Origin of the sequence: Pseudonocardia sp. NPDC049154 (assembly GCF_040648315.1) — a bacterium.
Classification (GTDB): domain Bacteria; phylum Actinomycetota; class Actinomycetes; order Mycobacteriales; family Pseudonocardiaceae; genus Pseudonocardia.
This window is the reverse complement of sequence record NZ_JBEZDN010000085.1, coordinates 16,530-33,671: the sequence shown is the minus strand read 5'-3', so window position 1 is coordinate 33,671 and position 17,142 is coordinate 16,530. Positions and strand designations below refer to the sequence as shown.

The 17,142-nt window shown below is 75.4% G+C and carries 14 protein-coding genes; 9 read left to right on the top strand and 5 right to left on the bottom strand.

Annotation, left to right across the window (positions count from 1 at the left end; translation table 11 throughout):
* Both AB0B41_RS30145 and AB0B41_RS30140 read left to right on the top strand, forming a co-directional pair.
* Positions 1–1,532, top strand: a 1,532-nt coding sequence (locus tag AB0B41_RS30145; RefSeq protein WP_358209297.1) for a LuxR C-terminal-related transcriptional regulator, incomplete at its 5' end; no start/stop codon positions are given.
* Positions 1,533–1,556: 24 nt separating this feature from the next.
* On the top strand, positions 1,557–2,753 hold the full coding sequence (locus tag AB0B41_RS30140; protein WP_358209295.1) for an LLM class flavin-dependent oxidoreductase: 1,197 nt from the start codon (positions 1,557–1,559) through the stop codon (positions 2,751–2,753).
* Here the strand turns inward: AB0B41_RS30140 and AB0B41_RS30135 are convergent.
* Positions 2,702–5,308 carry an AAA family ATPase gene (locus AB0B41_RS30135; RefSeq protein ID WP_358209293.1) on the bottom strand — a complete coding sequence of 869 codons (2,607 nt, stop codon included), beginning with the start codon at positions 5,306–5,308 and terminating at the stop codon, positions 2,702–2,704. The genes AB0B41_RS30140 and AB0B41_RS30135 overlap by 52 nt on opposite strands.
* A gap of 166 nt (positions 5,309–5,474) precedes the next feature.
* Between AB0B41_RS30135 and AB0B41_RS30130 the strand changes: the two genes are divergently transcribed.
* From AB0B41_RS30130 to AB0B41_RS30120, 3 genes are all read left to right on the top strand, one after another.
* Entirely contained in the window at positions 5,475–7,085 is a 1,611-nt protein-coding gene (locus AB0B41_RS30130) for a peptide chain release factor 3 (RefSeq protein ID WP_358209291.1), read from the top strand.
* 7 nt (positions 7,086–7,092) lie between these two features.
* Positions 7,093–8,385, top strand: coding sequence for a D-arabinono-1,4-lactone oxidase (locus tag AB0B41_RS30125; RefSeq protein WP_358209289.1), 1,293 nt, complete (start codon positions 7,093–7,095; stop codon positions 8,383–8,385).
* A 63-nt stretch (positions 8,386–8,448) separates the two neighbouring features.
* A complete protein-coding gene (locus tag AB0B41_RS30120) occupies positions 8,449–8,730 on the top strand; it encodes a hypothetical protein (protein WP_358209287.1) in 282 nt (93 codons plus the stop codon).
* Positions 8,731–8,782: 52 nt separating this feature from the next.
* Here the strand turns inward: AB0B41_RS30120 and AB0B41_RS30115 are convergent, their stop codons facing one another.
* Entirely contained in the window at positions 8,783–9,199 is a 417-nt protein-coding gene (locus AB0B41_RS30115; RefSeq protein WP_358209285.1) for an ester cyclase, read from the bottom strand.
* A 326-nt stretch (positions 9,200–9,525) separates the two neighbouring features.
* Here AB0B41_RS30115 and AB0B41_RS30110 point away from each other — a divergent pair, with 326 nt between their 5' ends.
* Positions 9,526–10,203, top strand: coding sequence for a pentapeptide repeat-containing protein (locus tag AB0B41_RS30110; protein WP_358209283.1), 678 nt, complete (start codon positions 9,526–9,528; stop codon positions 10,201–10,203).
* Here AB0B41_RS30110 and AB0B41_RS30105 read toward each other — a convergent pair.
* Positions 10,187–10,561, bottom strand: coding sequence for a hypothetical protein (locus AB0B41_RS30105; protein ID WP_358209281.1), 375 nt, complete (start codon positions 10,559–10,561; stop codon positions 10,187–10,189). The genes AB0B41_RS30110 and AB0B41_RS30105 overlap by 17 nt on opposite strands.
* Positions 10,558–11,055, bottom strand: a complete 498-nt coding sequence (locus AB0B41_RS30100) for an NAD(P)H-dependent oxidoreductase (protein ID WP_232870103.1) — start codon at positions 11,053–11,055, stop codon at positions 10,558–10,560. The genes AB0B41_RS30105 and AB0B41_RS30100 overlap by 4 nt, the downstream gene beginning before the upstream one ends.
* Before the next feature lie 766 nt (positions 11,056–11,821).
* On the opposite strand from AB0B41_RS30100, the gene AB0B41_RS30095 reads away from it, so the two are divergent.
* From AB0B41_RS30095 to AB0B41_RS30085, 3 genes are all read left to right on the top strand, one after another.
* Positions 11,822–12,181 (top strand): bifunctional 3-phenylpropionate/cinnamic acid dioxygenase ferredoxin subunit, encoded by a 360-nt coding sequence (locus AB0B41_RS30095; RefSeq protein ID WP_358209279.1) that lies wholly within the window; start codon positions 11,822–11,824, stop codon positions 12,179–12,181.
* Entirely contained in the window at positions 12,178–14,613 is a 2,436-nt protein-coding gene (locus AB0B41_RS30090; RefSeq protein WP_358209277.1) for an FAD-dependent oxidoreductase, read from the top strand. Before AB0B41_RS30095 ends, AB0B41_RS30090 begins: the two co-directional genes overlap by 4 nt.
* 98 nt (positions 14,614–14,711) lie before the next feature.
* Positions 14,712–15,845 (top strand): aromatic ring-hydroxylating dioxygenase subunit alpha, encoded by a 1,134-nt coding sequence (locus tag AB0B41_RS30085; RefSeq protein ID WP_358209299.1) that lies wholly within the window; start codon positions 14,712–14,714, stop codon positions 15,843–15,845.
* 450 nt (positions 15,846–16,295) lie between these two features.
* Here AB0B41_RS30085 and AB0B41_RS30080 read toward each other — a convergent pair whose 3' ends face one another.
* Positions 16,296–17,087 carry an IclR family transcriptional regulator gene (locus AB0B41_RS30080; RefSeq protein ID WP_358209275.1) on the bottom strand — a complete coding sequence of 264 codons (792 nt, stop codon included), beginning with the start codon at positions 17,085–17,087 and terminating at the stop codon, positions 16,296–16,298.
* Between the last annotated feature and the right edge of the window lie 55 nt (positions 17,088–17,142).

Here is a 17,142-nt window from a genome sequence, read left to right as displayed (position 1 = left end):
CGCGCCGGGCCGCCCGGGCGGGTGCCCACCAGCAGGCGTTGTCCCGCTACGAGCAGCTGCGCCCGCACGCCGGGCTGCTCGCCCCCGAGGAGCGGGCGGCGGTCACCGAGGAGCACGCCTGGGAGCTGTACAACGCCCTGCGGTTCGACGAGGCCGTCGCGCTCTCCGAGGAGGCCGTCGCCCTGCGGCGCGGGCTCGGCGACGCCGCGCCGCTGGCCCGCGCCCTGGTCGGCCTCGCCTGGCACCGCTACCTCGCCGCCGACGTCGCCGGGGCCGGCGCGACGATCGAGGAGGCCGTGCAGGCCGCCCGCACCGCCGACGACGCGGAGGTGGTCGAGCTCGCCCGGTCCTACCGCGGCTTCCTGCTGGTCCTGGCCGACCGCGAGCGCGAGGGGCTCGCGGAGCTCGACGCGCTGGGCGGGTCCGGTTCCCTGGCGTCCGTCCGCATGATCTACCGCGGCCTCGCGACCGCCTTCCTCGGCGATTGCGCCGGCCTGGACCTGCTCGAGCGGGGCGTGGCGGACGCGTCGGCCCAGGGGCAGCGCGAGTTCGTGGCGCTGGGCTACACGGCCCTGGTCAAGTCCGCCCGGCGGCTCGGCCGCGACGACGCGGTCCGCCGGTACGCCGAGCTGGGCGCCGCGCGGACGTCGGGCATCGAGCTGCGCGCCCACGGCTACACGCTGGAGGCGCACCTGTGTCAGCTGCGCGCCCAGGAGGGCCGCTGGGACGAGGCGGAGGAGGGGTTCCGCGAGCTGCTGGAGGCGGCGCCGCAGGCGGGCATCCTGCACCGGGAGACGCTGCCGCACCTGGGACGGCTGCTCGTGCGGCGCGGCGACCCGGAGGCCGGCGGGCTGCTCGAGCGGGCCTGGGCGCTGGCCGAGCGCACGGACATCCTGCCGGTGCTGGTGCCGGCCGCCCTGGCGTCGCTGGAGCGGGCGTGGCTCGCCGGCGACCCGCGGGCCGAAGGCGAGCGGGTCGCGCTGCTGCTGCGGCGGCTGGACCGGCCCGGCGTCGAACGCCAGCGCGGCGAGGTCCTCCGCTACGCCCGGCGGTGCGGGCTGCCCGTCGACGACGCCGGTGGCCGCCCCGAGCACCTGCTCGGCCGGCGCGGCGCGGCGGAGGAGTGGGCCCGCATCGACGACCCGTACGAGCGGGCCCTCGAGCTCGCCGAGTCCGGCGAGCCCGGGCCGATGCTGGAGGCCCTCACCGTGCTCGACGAGCTCGGCGCCGGACCCGCCGCCCGGCTCGTCCGCACGCGGCTGCGCGACCTGGGCGTCGACCGGGTGCCCCGCGGGCCCCGTCCGGACACCCGGGCGCACCCCGCCGGCCTGACCGCCCGCCAGGGCGAGGTGCTGGAGCTGCTGGGGGAGGGCCTGACCAACGCCGAGATCGCCGCCCGGCTCGTGGTGTCCGTGCGGACCGTCGACCACCACGTCTCGGCGATCCTGCAGAAGCTCGGCGTGCCGAGCCGGCGGGCGGCCGCACGCCTGGCGCGGCAGGCCGCCGCCGAACCCGCCCTGCCCGGCCGCTGACCACCCCGACCCGGAGGAGAACCCGTGTCCCGCACGTCGTTCGGCCTGTTCCTCGCGCCGTACCACTGCCCCGCCGGGCAGAACCCGACCGCCGCCTACGCCGCCGACCTCGACGTCCTGGAGCTCGTCGACCGGCTCGGCTTCGACGAGGCGTGGGTCGGCGAGCACCACTCCTGCGGCAGCGAGCTGATCCCCGACCCGTTCCTGTTCATCGCGCACGCCCTGCACCGGACGCGGCACCTGCGGCTCGGCACCGGCGTCGTCTCGCTGCCCTACCACAATCCGCTGTGGACGGCGGACCGCGCGCTGTTCCTCGACCACCTGTCCCGCGGCCGGTTCCTGCTCGGGGTCGGTCCCGGCGCCCTGCCGACCGACGCCACCATGATCGGGATCGCGCCGGAGGAGCAGCGCGAGGCCTTCGAGGAGGACGTCGCCGTGCTGGTCCGGCTGTTGCGGGGCGAGACCGTCAGCCACCGCACGCGCCGCTACTCGCTGGTCGACGCCCGCAGCCAGCTCGCCCCGTACGGCGACGGGCTCGAGGTCGCGGCCGCCGCGGTCGCCTCGCCGACCGGCGCCCGGGTGGCGGCCCGGCACGGCCTCGGGCTGCTGTCCCTCGGGGCGACGACCCGGGCCGGGTTCGACGCGCTGGCCCGGCACTGGGACGTGATGGAGGAGCAGGGCGCGCGGTACGGCCGGCCGCCGCGGCGCGACCGGTGGCGCCTGGTGGGGCCGATGCACCTGGGGGAGACCCGCGCGCAGGCCGTCGAGGACGTCCGCTTCGGGCTCGACGACTGGGCCGACTACACACAGGACGTCCTGGCCGCGCCGCACTTCCGTGCCGGCGGCACGACCTTCGACGAGCGCCTCGCATGGGTGACGGAGACCGGGCTCGGTGTGGTCGGCACCCCGGACGACGCGATCGCGCAGATCGAGCGGCTGCAGGAGCAGTCCGGCGGATTCGGCACCTACCTGCTGATGCACCACGAGTGGGCGCGGCCCGCGGCGACGACCCGCAGCTACGAGCTGTTCGCCCGGTACGTCGTGCCGCGGTTCCGGGACTCGGGTGCGCGCCTGGTCGAGGCCGCCCGGCACGCCCGGTCGCGGCACGCGGAGCTCGACCGCCGGCACGCCGACGCCATCGCCGCCGCGACGGCCCGGCACGCGGCGGATCAGCTCGCGTCGGGGTCGGTCTCGGGGTCGGCGCGGGCGGCGGCCACATAGTCGGCGGCCTCGCGGCGGCTGCCGACCCCGAGCTTGGCGAGGACGGCCGAGACGTGGTGGTCGACGGTGCGGATCGAGAGCACGAGCCGTTCGGCGATCTCGGTGTTGGTGCGGCCCTCGGCGACCAGCGCGAGGATCTCGGCCTGGCGCGGGGTCAGCCCGGCCGGGTGCGCCCGGGTCGCCGCCCGCGCGCCCCGCCGGACCTGCCGGACCCCGAGCTCGCGCAGCGTGCCGCGCACCCGCGCCGCCGCCGGACGGGCACCGAGGCCGTCGAGGATCTCGAGCGCCTCGGCCGCCCGCGCGGGATCCCCCGTCGCGGCCAGCTCCAGCGCCCGCTCGTAGGGCGCGCCGATCGCCGCCCAGCCGGCCGCGGCCCCGACCCGGTCCCCGCGCAGGGCGGCCAGGGTCTCGGGCGGGCAGCCCCGGAAGGGGACGACGGGCTCGCCCAGCCGGGCGAGGGCGCGCAGGACCTCGGCGCGTTCCCGCTCCCGGCCCGGCCGGTCGGTGCGGGCGAGGAGGTCGCGGGCGGCGGCGACGTGCGCCGGGGCGGCCCGGCCGGTGAGCCAGGCGTGCTCCAGGGCCGCCGCGAGCACCGGGAGCCGTTGGAAGGCGCTGGCGGAGTCCTCGGCGTAGGCCAGGGCGTCGGCGAGCAGCCGCGGGGCGTCGTCGTCGCCGCGGCGCACGGCGAGCACGGCCAGCCCGGGCAGGCAGTAGCGCAGCAGCACCCCGCGGCCGCGGGACCGCCGCAGGATCGTCCGGTAGCCCGCCTCCGCGGCGTCCCAGCCGCCCCGCAGGGCCCGCAGCCGCAACCGGTAGGAGCGGCAGGAGTGGTCGAAGAACGGGAAGTCCCGCCCGCGCCCGAACTCCTCCCGCTCGGCCAGCAGCGCGTCCATCTCGTCGTACCGCCCGCGCTGCCACAGCGCGATCGCGGTGTTGAGGTAACCCATCATCGCGGCGTCCTGGTCGCCCGCCTCCCGGGCGAGGGCGAGGCCGCGGCGCGCCTCGGCGTAGCCGTCCTCGTCGCCGAGCGCCATCCGCGCCCGGCCGTGGAACACCAGCGGCACCGGCGGCGTGCGCCCGTCCGCCCGCACCGCGACGGCGACCGCCTCCTCCAGCGGCGGGAGCGCCTCGGCCTCCCGGTCCAGGTTGACCAGCAGGGTGCCCAGGTGGGTGAGGGCGAAGACCCGCTCCGGGCTGTCGCCGGCCTCGGTGAGTCCGGCGGCCCGCGTCGCCGACCCGAGGGCCGCGGCCGGCTGCTGGTCCGACCACTGCTGCACGGACAGGACGGCCAGCGCGTGCGCGAGCGCACGGGGATCGCCGTCCTCCCGCAGCCGGACGGCCTCGGCCGCCACCCGCACCCCCTCCCCGGCACCGGCGTGGAACAGGGCCCACGAGTAGGCGTCCTGCACCGCCATCCGGGTCGGCTCGTCGAGCAGGTGCGCGACCCGCAGCACCTCGGCGTAGAGCCGCGCACCCTCCGTCTGCGCCCCGGCCCGGCAGGCCTGCGCGGCCGCCTCCGGACCGTGCTCGGCGACGGCACGCTCGTCGCCCGCGGCCACCGCGTGGTGCACGACGCGCACGAGGTCGGGCTCGGGTGCGGCGAGCAGCGCGGCGACGACACGGGCGTGGTGCCGCATGCGGCCCAGCACCGGCTGGGCGTCCTCGACGGCCCGGCGGGCCAGCTCGTGACGGAACGCGACGGCCGTCGGCCGGACCTCGAGGATCCCGCGGCGCTCCGCCTCGGCGACCACGGTCAGGTCGTCGACCACCGCCCGGGCCAGCGGCAGCTCGACCTCCCCGGGCACCACGGCGAGCCGGTCCAGGGCCTCCCGGGCGGGATCGTCGAGCGTCCGGATCCGGGCCAGCACGGCGTCGACCACCGTGGCGGGCGGGGTGTCCGCCGGGGTCCCGGACGCGATCACCTCGGTGAGGAAGAAGGGGTTCCCGCCGGTGGAGCGGTGCAGCGCCGCGGGGTCGGCACCCGTGCCGGCGCTGAGCCGCGCCACGGCCGCCGGCGACAGCGGCCGGGGAGCCAGGCGGCGGACCGCCGGACCGGTGAGCGCGCCGAGCAGGGTCGGCAGGGCGTGCCCCGGCGGTGCATCCCGGTCGCGGTAGGTGAGGACGAGCACCGCGGGCAGGTCGGGGACCCGGCGGCCGGCGTGCCGGAGCACGTCGAGGGTCCCCTCGTCGGCCCAGTGCACGTCCTCGACCACCAGCACCGTCGGCGGTCCCGGCCCGGCCAGCTCCTCGACGACGGCGCCCATCACGGCCTCCCGGTCGCCCGTCCGCGCCGCCGCGGCCAGCGGGCCCACGCCGGGGTGCCGCGCGGCGTCCCGCAGCGGGCCGAGCGGACGCGGGGAGAACAGGTCGTCGCAGGCCCCGGCCAGCACCCGGGCGCGCGCGGAGACCCGGGCCGCGAACGCGCGGACCAGGCTGGTCTTGCCGATGCCGGCCTCGCCGGCCACGAGCACGACGGAGCCGGCGCCGGAGGCCGCCCCCGTGACGGCCTCCTCCAGCGCCTCGAGCTCGGCCGCGCGCTCGAGGAGCGTCCCCACCGGGCGATCGTGACAGCCCGGACGACCGGAGCGGAAGGCCCGTGGGGGACCGATGGGTGCGCGACGACACGATCCGCCGGGCACCCGCAGCCGTCGGGCACCCCGCAACGGTGGTTACGCTGGATCACGGCGCGTGCCACGGGGGCGCGGCGGAGGGAGTGCGCAGGTGGTGCAGGTCGGATCGGCCGAGCGGGTGGCGGGCGACGTGCTCGCGGAGGCCGGGCGGCGGCGGTCGTTCGCGGTCATCAGCCACCCCGACGCCGGCAAGTCCACGCTCACCGAGGCGCTCGCGCTGCACGCCGAGGTCATCGACTCGGCCGGCGCGGTGCACGGCAAGTCCGGCCGCAAGGGCGTCACGTCGGACTGGATGGAGATGGAGCGCCAGCGCGGCATCTCGGTCTCCAGCGCGGTGCTGCAGTTCGAGTATGGCGGTGCCGTGATCAACCTGCTCGACACCCCGGGCCACGGCGACTTCTCCGAGGACACCTACCGGGTGCTCGCCGCGGTCGACGCCGCCGTCATGCTGCTCGACGCCGCGAAGGGCCTCGAGCCGCAGACCCTGAAGCTGTTCGACGTCTGCCGCTCGCGGAAGATCCCCGTCCTCACCTTCGTGAACAAGTGGGACCGGCCCGGCCGCGAGGCCCTCGAGCTGCTCGACGAGGTGGAGCAGACGATCGGGCTGCGGCCGATGCCCGTCACCTGGCCGCTCGGCGTCGCGGGGGAGCTGCGCGGGCTGATCGAGGTCGCCACCGGCGAGTTCACCCGCTTCACCCGCGCCGCGGGCGGGGCCACCCGGGCCGCGGCCGAGGCGGTGCCCGCCGAGGTGATCGCCGCCGAGGAGCCGCAGTTCTGGTCCACCGCGCAGGACGAGCTGGCCCTGCTCGAGGAGATCGGCGCGCAGTTCGACGAGAAGGACTTCCTGGCCGGCACCGCCACCCCGGTCCTGTTCGGCGCGGCGCTGTCGAACATCGGCGTCGCCCGGCTGCTCGACGCGCTGGTCGAGCTGGCCCCGTCGCCGTCGGAGCGCGAGGACGCCGAGGGCCGGCCGCGTGCGCTCGACGCCCCGCTGGCCGGGCTGGTCTTCAAGGTCCAGGCGGGCATGGACAAGGCGCACCGGGACCGGATGGCGTTCCTGCGGATCCACTCCGGCCGCTTCGAGCGCGGCATGGTGCTCACCCACGCCGCCACCGGCAAGCCCTTCGCCACGAAGTACGCGCAGTCGGTGTTCGGCAACCAGCGCACCACCGTCGAGGAGGCCTTCCCCGGCGACATCGTCGGCCTGGTCAACGCCAACGCCCTGCGCCCCGGCGACACCCTCTATGCGGCGGAGCCGGTGCACTACCCGGCCATCCCGAGCTTCGCGCCCGAGCACTTCTCCGTCGCCCGCTGCGCCGACGCCGGCAAGAGCAAGCAGTTCCGCCGCGGCATCGAGCAGCTCGACGGCGAGGGCGTGATCCAGGTGCTCCGCTCCGACCGGCGGGGCGACCAGGCGCCGGTGCTCGCCGCCGTCGGCCCCCTGCAGTTCGACGTCGTGGCCGCCCGGATGGAGTCCGAGTTCTCCGCCCCGATCACCCTCGAGCACCTGCCCTACCAGGTAGCCCGGGTCACGGACGAGGAGGGCGAGGTCGCGCTGGCCCGCCAGTCCGAGTGCGAGGTGCTCGTGCGCAGCGACGGGGTGCGGCTGGCCGTGTTCAGCAACAAGTGGCGGATGGACGTCGTGATCCGGAAGTTCCCGGACGTCCGGTTCGAGCCGCTGCTCGCCGGCACCGTCGACTGAGCCGGCCGTGACCTGGCGGAACTGGGCGGGCAACCAGCGCACCCGCCCCGTCCGGGTCGTCGAGGCGCACGACGCCGGCGAGGTCGCCTCGGCCGTCAAGGCCGCCGCGGGGGAGGGGCTGCGGGTCAAGGCGCTGGGCAGCGGCCACTCGTTCACCGGGATCGGCGTGCCCGACGGCGTTGCGGTGCGGCCGCCGGCCGGTCCCGGGCCGACGCTCGACGGCGACCTCGTGACCGTGCCCGCCGGCCTGACGTTGCGGGCGCTCAACACGCTGCTCTGGGAGCAGGGCCGGGCCCTGCCGAACCTGGGCGACATCGACGCGCAGACGATCTCGGGCGCGATCTCCACCGGCACGCACGGCACCGGCGCGACGTACCGGGGCATCGCCGCGCAGGTCCGTGGCCTGGAGATGGTCCTGGCCAACGGGTCGGTGCTGCGCTGCACACCGGACGAGAACCCGGAGGTCCTGCACACCGCCCGCGTGGGGCTGGGGGCGCTGGGCGTGCTCACCGCGGTGACCCTGGAGACCGTGCCCGCGTTCCGGCTGCACGCCGTGGAGCGGGCGCTGCAACTGGCCGAGGTCCTCGCCGGTCTGGACGAGCTCGCCGCCACGAACGACCATGTCGAGTTCTACTGGTTCCCGCACACCGACCTCGCCGTGCTCAAGCGGAACAACCGCACGGCGCTGGACGGACCCCGCCGCGGGCGGGTCACCGAGTGGGTCGGCGACGAGCTGCTGGGCAACGCCGGTTTCGCGGCCGTCTGCGGGCTGGGCGCGCGGGTCCCCGCGCTGGTGCCCCGGCTGAACCGGCTGATGGCGGGGCGGATGGCCGCGCCGGAGTACGTCGACCGCTCGTACCGGGTGTTCTGCAGCCCGCGGCGCGTGCGCTTCCTCGAGATGGAGTACGCCGTGCCGCGCGAGGCCCTGGGGGAGGCGTTCGCCGGGCTGCGGGCGGCCGCCGCGCGGCACGCCCAGGACGTCACGGTGCCCGTCGAGGTGCGGGTGACCGCGGCCGACGACGTCCCCTTGTCCACGGCGTCGGGCCGGGACACCGCCTACCTCGCCGTGCACGTCGCGCGGGGCCGTCCGCACGAGGCGTACTTCGGGGCCGTCGAGTCGGTGATGACGGCGCTCGCCGGCCGTCCGCACTGGGGCAAGCTGCACAGCCGCACGGCCGCCAATCTGCGCCCGCTCTACCCCGGTTTCGACGCCTTCGTGGCCCTCCGGAACCGGCTCGACCCCGAGGGCCGCTTCCGCAACGCCTATCTGGACCGTGTGCTGGGCGTTCCCGGCGCGTGAGACGTGCGTCCGAAATTGAGATTCCCCTTGTTGTGTAGGGGTGTCGAGGGGTAGCAGTTAGACATGGCTAACGCGAGGCCGGCGGTCCGGGAGTTCCGGGTGCTCCGCCGGGCCTGCCTGGCACCGACCGCCCGCCCCGTCGGACGGCTGCGGCGCCGCGTCGCCGAGCCCTCCGTCCGGCTCGCGGTGGTCGCCGCCGTGGTGATGGTCGTGCTCGCCGGCGGCCTCCTCGCCGCCGTCTCGGCGGGCGCCCCGCCCGCCCTCGTGCTGGGCCTCTGCGTCGCCGCCCTCATCGTCCGGCCGCTCGCCGTGCTCCGCCACCGCCGCACCGCCGGCCGCCGCTGACGGCTGTCCCTCGCCGCCAGGCCGTACCTCGGCGCTTCTCCTCGCGGAGGGGCTACCCGAGCGGCGGCATCACGCCGCAGCGCTGCAGCCAGCCGAGCCAGTCCCCGAAGTGCCACACCTCGATCGGCGTGTCGCGGTACCAGTGGATGACGTGCGCCCCGGAGCCCTCCGTGGCGAGGCCGGTCGGCGCGAGCGGCAGCAACGGCGACGCACCGGTGAAGGTCGCGGTGCAGCTCCACCGGGCGGTGGTCGTGTCGCCGTCCCGCATCTCCTCGTGGATCGTCAGCGAGAAGTCCGGGAAGGCCTGATGGAAGCCCGTGATGAGCTGCTTGAGGCCCTCTCGGTCCATGTCGGGGAAGGGCGGCAGGTGGTAGGCGACGTCGGCGGGCAGGAGCTCGTCGACGACGTCGACCTTCCCCGTGCACCACACGTCGCCGAAGCGGGAGAAGAAGCCGGTCTGCGAGGACATGACACCCCCTGTGGGTCGGCGGTGGGTCTTGCGTGCAGTGGTGGGTCGACGTGGCGGAGCCGTGCGGTGGGGTCGGGCGGCGGGTTCGAGCGGTGCGGTGCAGCCGGGCGGCGGGTCCCCCGGACCGTTCTCCCGGCCGGTAGGTCCACCGGGCCGTCCACCGTCCTCGCGCCGGCCGAGGCGGTCAAGGAGGCGGTCGGGCGCGCGTGACGAGCGGGGTCCGCCCCGCGGCGGCGTCCGCCGGGCGAGCAGAGAGCAGACCCGCCCGCTCGAGCCTGCTGCCGGGGGCGCCCGGTCCGTGCGAGGAGCCCCGGTAGCGTCGCGCCGTGGCTCGCCGGACCCGTTCGACCCGCACGACCAAGACCCGCCCCGACCCGCCCGACCTGCCGTCGTCGTACGACCCGGCGGCCGGGCCGCCCGAGGACGGGGACCTGTGGGACGGGGTCGAGGCGGGGCCGGACGTGCTCTTCCCGGAGCACGTCGCGGACCTGCGGCTGCACGAGTGCCGGTTCTCCGGGGTCGATCTCGCCGGCCGGACGCTCAGCGGGCTGCACTGCCGCGACACCGAGTTCCACCGCTGCGACTTCTCCGGCGCGGTGCTCGACGACGCCGTGTTCACGCGCGTGACCTTCACGGACTGCCGGTTCACCGGCACCGAGCTCAACGGCGCCGGGCTGAACGACGTCCGGATCTCCGGCTGCCGCGCCGACCTGGCGCGGTTCCGGATGGCGAAGGGCGCGTTCCTGCACGTCGAGGACACCTCCCTGCGCGGCGCCGACCTCTACCGCCTCACGGCGCAGGACTGCGCGTTCCTGCGCTGCGACCTCGGCGAGGCCTCGCTGGAGGACGCCCGGCTGGCCGGCACGGACCTGCACGGCTCGACGGTCGACGACCTGCGCGGCCCGGTCGCCCTGCGCGGCTGCCGGATCGGCCCCGACCAGCTGGCGCCGGTCGGGGCGCTGCTCCTCGCCGCGCTGGGCGTCGAGATCACCGACCGGCGCTGACGTCCCCGCCCCGCGGGCGCGGCGGCTCCTGCAGGATCGCCGACACCCGCTGCCTGCTCACCCCGAAGAGCTTGCCGATCCGGGTGATCGACACGTCCTCGCGGTGCAGCGCCCGCGCCTCCTCGCGGCGGAACCGCCCGCCGACGGTGCCGAGGTCGTCGAGCGCGCGGGTGACCGCCTCGACGACCAGCGGCCGCTCCTCCTGCGTGACGATCTCGTGCCAGCTCATGCCGTCGGCGCGCAGCCGCTCGAGCTGGTCGACGCGCCGGCGGGCCTCGGTGAGGTCGGCGAGCGTGCGGTCGAGCTGCGAGCCGAGCTCGCGCAGGGCGGTCACCGCGGGATCGGCCGGACCGGTCACCGCAGGGCCATCAGGGCGGTGGCCACCGGCTTCCAGCGCTCGGCGTAGGCGTCGAGCTCCGGCGCCTCGGACCAGGTCGCGTCGATGAGGTAGAGGCCCGGCAGCGCGCAGGTGCCGCCCAGCTCGGAGAGGACCGGCTTGAGGGTCAGGTCGGGCGCCATCGCGTGCCCCGGCCCGGCGCCCAGCATCAGCGGCACGGCCACGACGTCCTGCAGCCCGGTGCCGCCCGCGAACTGGTCCAGGAAGAGCTTCAGCAGCCCGGTGTAGGTCGCCTTGAAGGTCGGACTGGCGAACACGACCAGAGAGGACTCCTGCACCGTCTTCACGGCGGCCGCCACGGCCTCGTCACCCCAGCCGAGCAGGCCGGGGCCCAGCTCGACGAGGTCGACCACGTGGTCGGGCGCGGCACCGGTGAGCTTCTCGGCCAGCGCGGTGCCGGCCTGGAGGGTGCGGCTGGCGGGCTTCGGGTTGCCGACGACGACGGTGACGGTCACGTGCGCTCCTGCTCTCGATCTCCGGGGGTCGGGGCCAGCATCCCATCCCGGCCGCCGTCCGTGCCGCCCACCGATCCGTGACGCACGTCCACCGCAGCGGTCCGCACCGCCCTCGGCTCCCCGATCGACAGCGCACCGCCCGGGGCACGGCCGGGGACCAGCGGCGTCGGGTGCGTGGACCCCGGGTCACGACCTTCACCCACCCGTGGCCCCCAGGCGTGCACGGCCGTCACCCTTTTGAGAGCGTGTGGGTGTCCGCCCCCAGTCCGCACGTATCTCGGGAGACGCACGTGAAGAACCTCGGACGCGCACTCGGCAAGTTCAGCGCCGGCCTCCTCGACGCCCTGGGCATCCTGGGCGGCTGGAACCGGGGCCGCCGCGCCCGCTGACCGCGGTCGGTCCGCCCGACCCGTCGACGGCCGGGCGGGCCCTCCCCTTCCGTTGCCTGCGTCCCCCGAGCGCAGGACCCCCTCACGCCGCCCGAGCGCGGAACCCACGCCTGAGCGAAGCCCCCACCTCACGCCGGTCGCGCCGCCCGTGCCTTCGAGGTCACCGGCGCCCCCACGCCACCCGATGTTGCTCGGCCGTCCGGCGTAGCGCCTGTTACCGGCTCTTTTCCGCTCCGGATCGAATCCGGACATCCTGTTACCGGTTGTCCTCCTCACCTTGACAGTGGGTGGAGTCTGGCCTCAACGTGTTGCGCGTGATGCTGCGTGTTCCGCAGTACGCACAGAGCCTGTCACACCGGCCTTCGAGGACGCGGCACATGAACTTCGCCTGCCAGCTCGCCGATCTCCCGCGCGGCGCCGCCCTGCGACTCACGGACCTCCCCGGAAGTCCGCCCGTCGCCCTCTTCCACACCGACGACGGCGAGCTCTTCGCCGTCGACGACACCTGCACCCACGCCGACGCCTCCCTCGCCGACGGGTTCGTGGAGGACTGCGCCGTCGAGTGCCCGCTGCACGCGGCGATCTTCGACCTGCGCACCGGCGAGGCCGACGGCCTGGTGGCCCAGTACCCGGTCCGCACGCACACCGTGGTGATCGAGGACGGGGCCGTGTACGTCAAGCTCTCGGAGAGGATCCCGCACCTGCCCGCGGGCGCGCGCCGGTACGTGGCCTCATGAGCGGCACGACCTCGCCTCGCGTCGTGGTCATCGGCTCCGGTGTCGTCGGGGCCGCCGTGGCCGACGAGCTGACCGAGCGGGGCTGGACCGACGTCACCGTGCTGGACCGGGGCGCCCTGTCCCTGCCCGGTGGGTCCTCCTCGCACGCGCCCGGGCTGGTGTTCCAGGCGAGCCCCTCGCGGACCATGGCGCGGTTCGCGAAGTACACCGTCGAGAAGATGAGCTCCCTCGAGCTCGACGGACCCGATCCCGACCAGCGCCGGTGCTTCAACCCGGTCGGCGGCCTGGAGGTCGCGACCGAGCCCGCGCGCGTCGACGAGCTGTGGCGCCGGCACGGGTTCCTGAGCTCGGTGGGCGTGGAGTCGGCGGTCGTCGGGCCGGACGAGTGCGCCGCGCTGCACCCGCTGGTGCCGGCCGACCGCGTGCTGGCCGGCCTGCACATCCCGACGGACGGGCTGGCCAAGGCCCCGCGCGCCGTCGAGGCCCAGGCCCGGCGGGCGATCGCCCGCGGCGCGCGGTTCCTCGGCGAGCAGCGGGTCGTGGAGATCCTCCGCGACAAGGGCCGGGTGACCGGGGTCCGGACGGAGACCGCCGGGGGCGGGGACACCTTCCCGGCCGACGTCGTCGTGCAGTGCACCGGGTTCTGGGGGCCGCTGACCGGCGCGCTGGTCGACCTGCCCACCCCGCTGCTGCCGATGGCGCACCAGTACGCCCGCACCGCTCCGGTGCCGGGGCTGCGGGACCGGGGGTCGCGGGAGGCCGTCGCGCCGATCCTGCGCCACCAGGACCGCGACCTGTACTTCCGCGAGCACGGCGAGCGGCTCGGCATCGGCTCCTACGCCCACCGGCCGATCCCGGTCGACCCGGCGAACCTGCCGACGCACACCGAGATGCCGTCGTCGTTCGACTTCACGCCGGAGGACTGGGCGCCGGCCTACGCGGACGCGCAGGCGCTGCTGCCCGCGCTGCAGGGCGTGGCGATCGAGCACGGGTTCAACGGCGTGTTCTCCTTCACCGCCGACGGCATGCCGCTGCTCGGCGAGCACCCCGACCTGCAGGGCTACTGGGTCGCCGAGGCCGTGTGGGTCACGCACTCCTGCGGCGTCGCCCGGGCGCTGGCGGAGTGGCTGGTCGACGGGCACCCGTCGCTCGACGTCCACGCCTGTGACCTCAACCGCTTCACCGAGGCGCAGCGGAGCCCGGCGTACGTGGAGCAGCGCGCGTCCCGCAACTTCGCCGAGGTCTACGACATCCTCCACCCGCTGGACCCCCCGGCCGGGCCGCGCCCGATGCGCACCAGCCCGTTCCACCTGCGCCAGCAGGAGCTCGGGGCGGTGTTCACCGAGATCGGCGGCTGGGAGCGGCCGCTGTGGTTCGAGTCCAACGCGGACCTGCCCGAGGTCGGCCGGATCCCCACCCGCGAGGGCTGGGCCGCGCGGCACTGGTCGCCGGTCGCCGGGGCCGAGGCGCTCGCGACACGGGACCGCGTGGGCCTCTACGACATGACGCCGCTGACCCGAGTCGAGGTCTCCGGGCCCGGCGCCTGCGCCTTCCTCGACGGCCTGACCAGCAACAAGGTCGACGTCGCCGTGGGCCGGGTGGTCTACACCCTGATGCTGACCGGGACCGGGGGCGTGCTCTCGGACCTCACCGTGACCCGCCTGGGCGACGAGCTGTTCCAGGTCGGGGCCAACGGCGAGGTGGACGTCGACCGGCTGCGGCGCCTGGCCCCGGCCGGCGTCTCGGTCCGGGACGTCACCTCCGGGACCTGCGGCGTCGGGCTGTGGGGCCCGCGGGCGCTCGACGTCCTCTCGTCGGTGAGCGCCGACGATCTCTCGTTCGGCTACTTCCGCGCGAAGAAGATCCACATCGGCGCGGTCCCGGTGCTCGCCCTGCGCGTGTCCTACGTCGGCGAGCTGGGCTGGGAGCTCTACACCTCCGCCGACCAGGGCCTGGCCCTCTGGGACGCGCTGTGGGCCGCCGGCGCCGGGCACGGCATGGTCGCCGCGGGCCGGCACGCCTTCACGAGCCTGCGGCTGGAGAAGGGCTACCGGGCCAGCGGCGTGGACATGACCAGCGAGGACCTGCCCGCCGAGGCCGGGCTCGCGTTCGCCGTCAAGCCGGGGGAGTACCCCGGTGCCGCGGCGGTGTCGGCCGACCCGCGCAGGCGGCTGGTCCCCGTCCTCATGGACGACCCGAACGACGTCGTCATGGGCGCCGAGCCGGTCTACTCCGGCGACACCGCCGTCGGGTACGTGACCAGCGCCGCCTACGGCCCCACGATCGACGCCACCATCGCCTACGCCTGGCTGCCCGCCGACCTCGCCGCCCCCGGCACCCCGGTGGCCGTCGAGTACTTCGGTGCCCGCCTGCCCGGCGTCGTCGCCGCCGAGCCCCTGTTCGACCCCGAGGGAAAGCGCCTCCGCCCATGACCGCACTCGAGCAACCCCCGGTCACCGCCCCGATGGTCGGCTCCGCGAGCTCCGCCTCCGCCCCGATGGTCGGCTCCGCGAGCTCCGCCTCCGCCCCGATGGTCGGCTCCGCGAGCTCCGCCTCCGCCTTCGCCACGAGCCTCGTGCCCACCCTGCCGGGGCACTGGTACACCGATCCCGCGATCTTCGCGGCCGAGCAGGAGCGCATCGTCGAGGCGGGGTGGGTGTGCGTCGCCCTCGCCGCGGACCTCGCCGGCCCCGGCAGCTACCGGACCGTGCAGGTCGGGCGGGAGTCCGTGGTGGTCGTCCGCGGCCGGGACGAGGTCGTCCGTGCGTTCTTCAACGTCTGCCGGCATCGCGGCGCGCAGCTCTGCGTCGAGCCGGAGGGGCAGGTGCGCAACAAGCTCCAGTGCCCGTACCACGCGTGGACCTACGACCTCACCGGCAAGCTGATCGCCGCCCCCAACCTGACCCGGATGCCGGACGTCGACCGGTTCGCCAACGGCCTCGCGCCCGTCGCGGTCCGGGAATGGCTCGGCTATGTCTGGGTCTGCGTGGCCGAGCAGCCGCCGTCGTTCGAGGACGAGGTGATCGGGGCGGTGGTGACGCGGCTCGGCGACGTCGAGTCGATCGACCACTACGGCGTCGAGAGGCTCGCGCTCGGCCGGCGGATCTCCTACGACGTGGCGGCGAACTGGAAGCTCATCGTCGAGAACTTCATGGAGTGCTACCACTGCGCGACGATCCACCCGGAGCTCACCGAGGTGCTCCCGGAGTTCGCCGACGGCTACGCCGCGCAGTACTACGTGGGGCACGGCGCCGAGTTCGGCGAGCAGGTGCAGGGCTTCACGGTCGACGGCTCGGCCGGGCACGCCCGCATCCCCGGGATCGCCGACGACCAGGACCGGAAGTACTACGCCATCACGATCCGCCCCGGCGTGTTCGTGAACCTCGTGCCCGACCACGTCATCGTGCACCGGATGACCCCGGTCGCGGCGGACCGCACGCTCGTTGAGTGCGACTGGCTGTTCCTGCCGGAGGTCGTGAAGTCCGGCGTGGACCTGGACCGTTCCGTGGAACTCTTCCACCGGGTCAACGCCCAGGACTTCGCCGCCTGCGAGCGCACCCAGCCCGCCATGTCCAGCCGCGTCTACGCCCACGGCGGCGCGCTGGTCCCCAGCGAGCACCACATCGCCGAGTTCCACCACTGGGTGCAGGCCCGCCTCGCCTGACCCCGGCGTGCGATCAGCACCAGCGCGGTCGAACCATGATCGAACGCGCTGGTGCTGATCGTCGACGGTCGATTCTCCCGACACGCCGCGAAGATCGTCCGGTCCCCGGCAGGCTCGCGCCATGGTGAGCGTCGAGGCCCGGACCGAGGTGCCCGGGTGGCCGGTGGCCTTCCGCGGCTCGGCCGCGGTGGCGGCGGGCCTCGTGACGCCCGGCACGCTGCGCGGCCCGCGGTACCGCCGGGTCTTCCCGGATGTGTACGTCTGTCCGGGTGCGGCTCGGAACAGGTCCTGCGGGACACGGCGCGCTTCACCACGCTCGTCGCCGCCGGCTGGCGCATGTTCCGCTTCACGAAGCGGGACGACCCGGAGCGCATCGTCGCCCCGGTCCGCGCTGCGCTCCGGTCAGCACCAGCGTCCTGGGCGCATGATCGAACAGTGCTGCTGCTCGTTTCACTCCTGGTCCCACCAGCCCAACCTGCGGCTGATGTCCCGGGCGGCGGTGACGACGGTCGGCGCGAGGTCCTCGAGACGCTCCGGCGGGAGGCGGTAGCTGGGGCCGGAGAGGGACAGGGCCGCGGCGACCCCGCCGGTCTGGTCCCGGATGGGCGCGCCGACGGCGTTGAGCCCGATCTCGTACTCCTCGATGACGACCGCGTACCCCGTCGCCCGGACCCGGCCCAGGTCGGCGACGACCGCGTCGCGGGTGGTCAGGGTCTTCTTCGTGAACCGCTCCGGGTGGTCGAGCACGTCCTTGAGCAGCGGGTTCAGGTCGGCCGGGTCGAGCCAGGCGATCAGCGCCTTGCCGCTGGACGTGCAGTGCAGCGGGGTGATGCGGCCGATCCAGTTGTAGGTCAGCACGGTCGAGGGGCCGCGGGCCTGGTGCACGTTGACGGCGTGCCGGTCCTGCAGCACGGCGATGTTCACGGTCTCGCCGAACTCCTGGGCCAGCCGCTCGCAGGCCTCCCGGCCCAGCCGCGTGACGTCGAGCCGCCCGGAGACGGCGCCGGCCAGCGGGATCAGTCCGAACCCGAGGGTGTACTTGCCGCGGTCCGTGGCCTGCTCGACGAGTCCCCGGTCCTCCAGCGCACCGAGCAGCCGGAAGGCGGTGGACTTGTGGACGTCGAGCTCGGCGGCCACCTCGCTGACCCCGGCCTCCCCGCGGCGGGCCAGGATCTCGAGGACGGTGATGGCGCGGTCCACGGACTGCACGCCCCCGTCGCGGTGGCGCTCCGTGTTGCTCATGACGGAACTATAGGCGTCGTATCGCCCGGTCTGCTTGACCATGCACCGTCTTCGG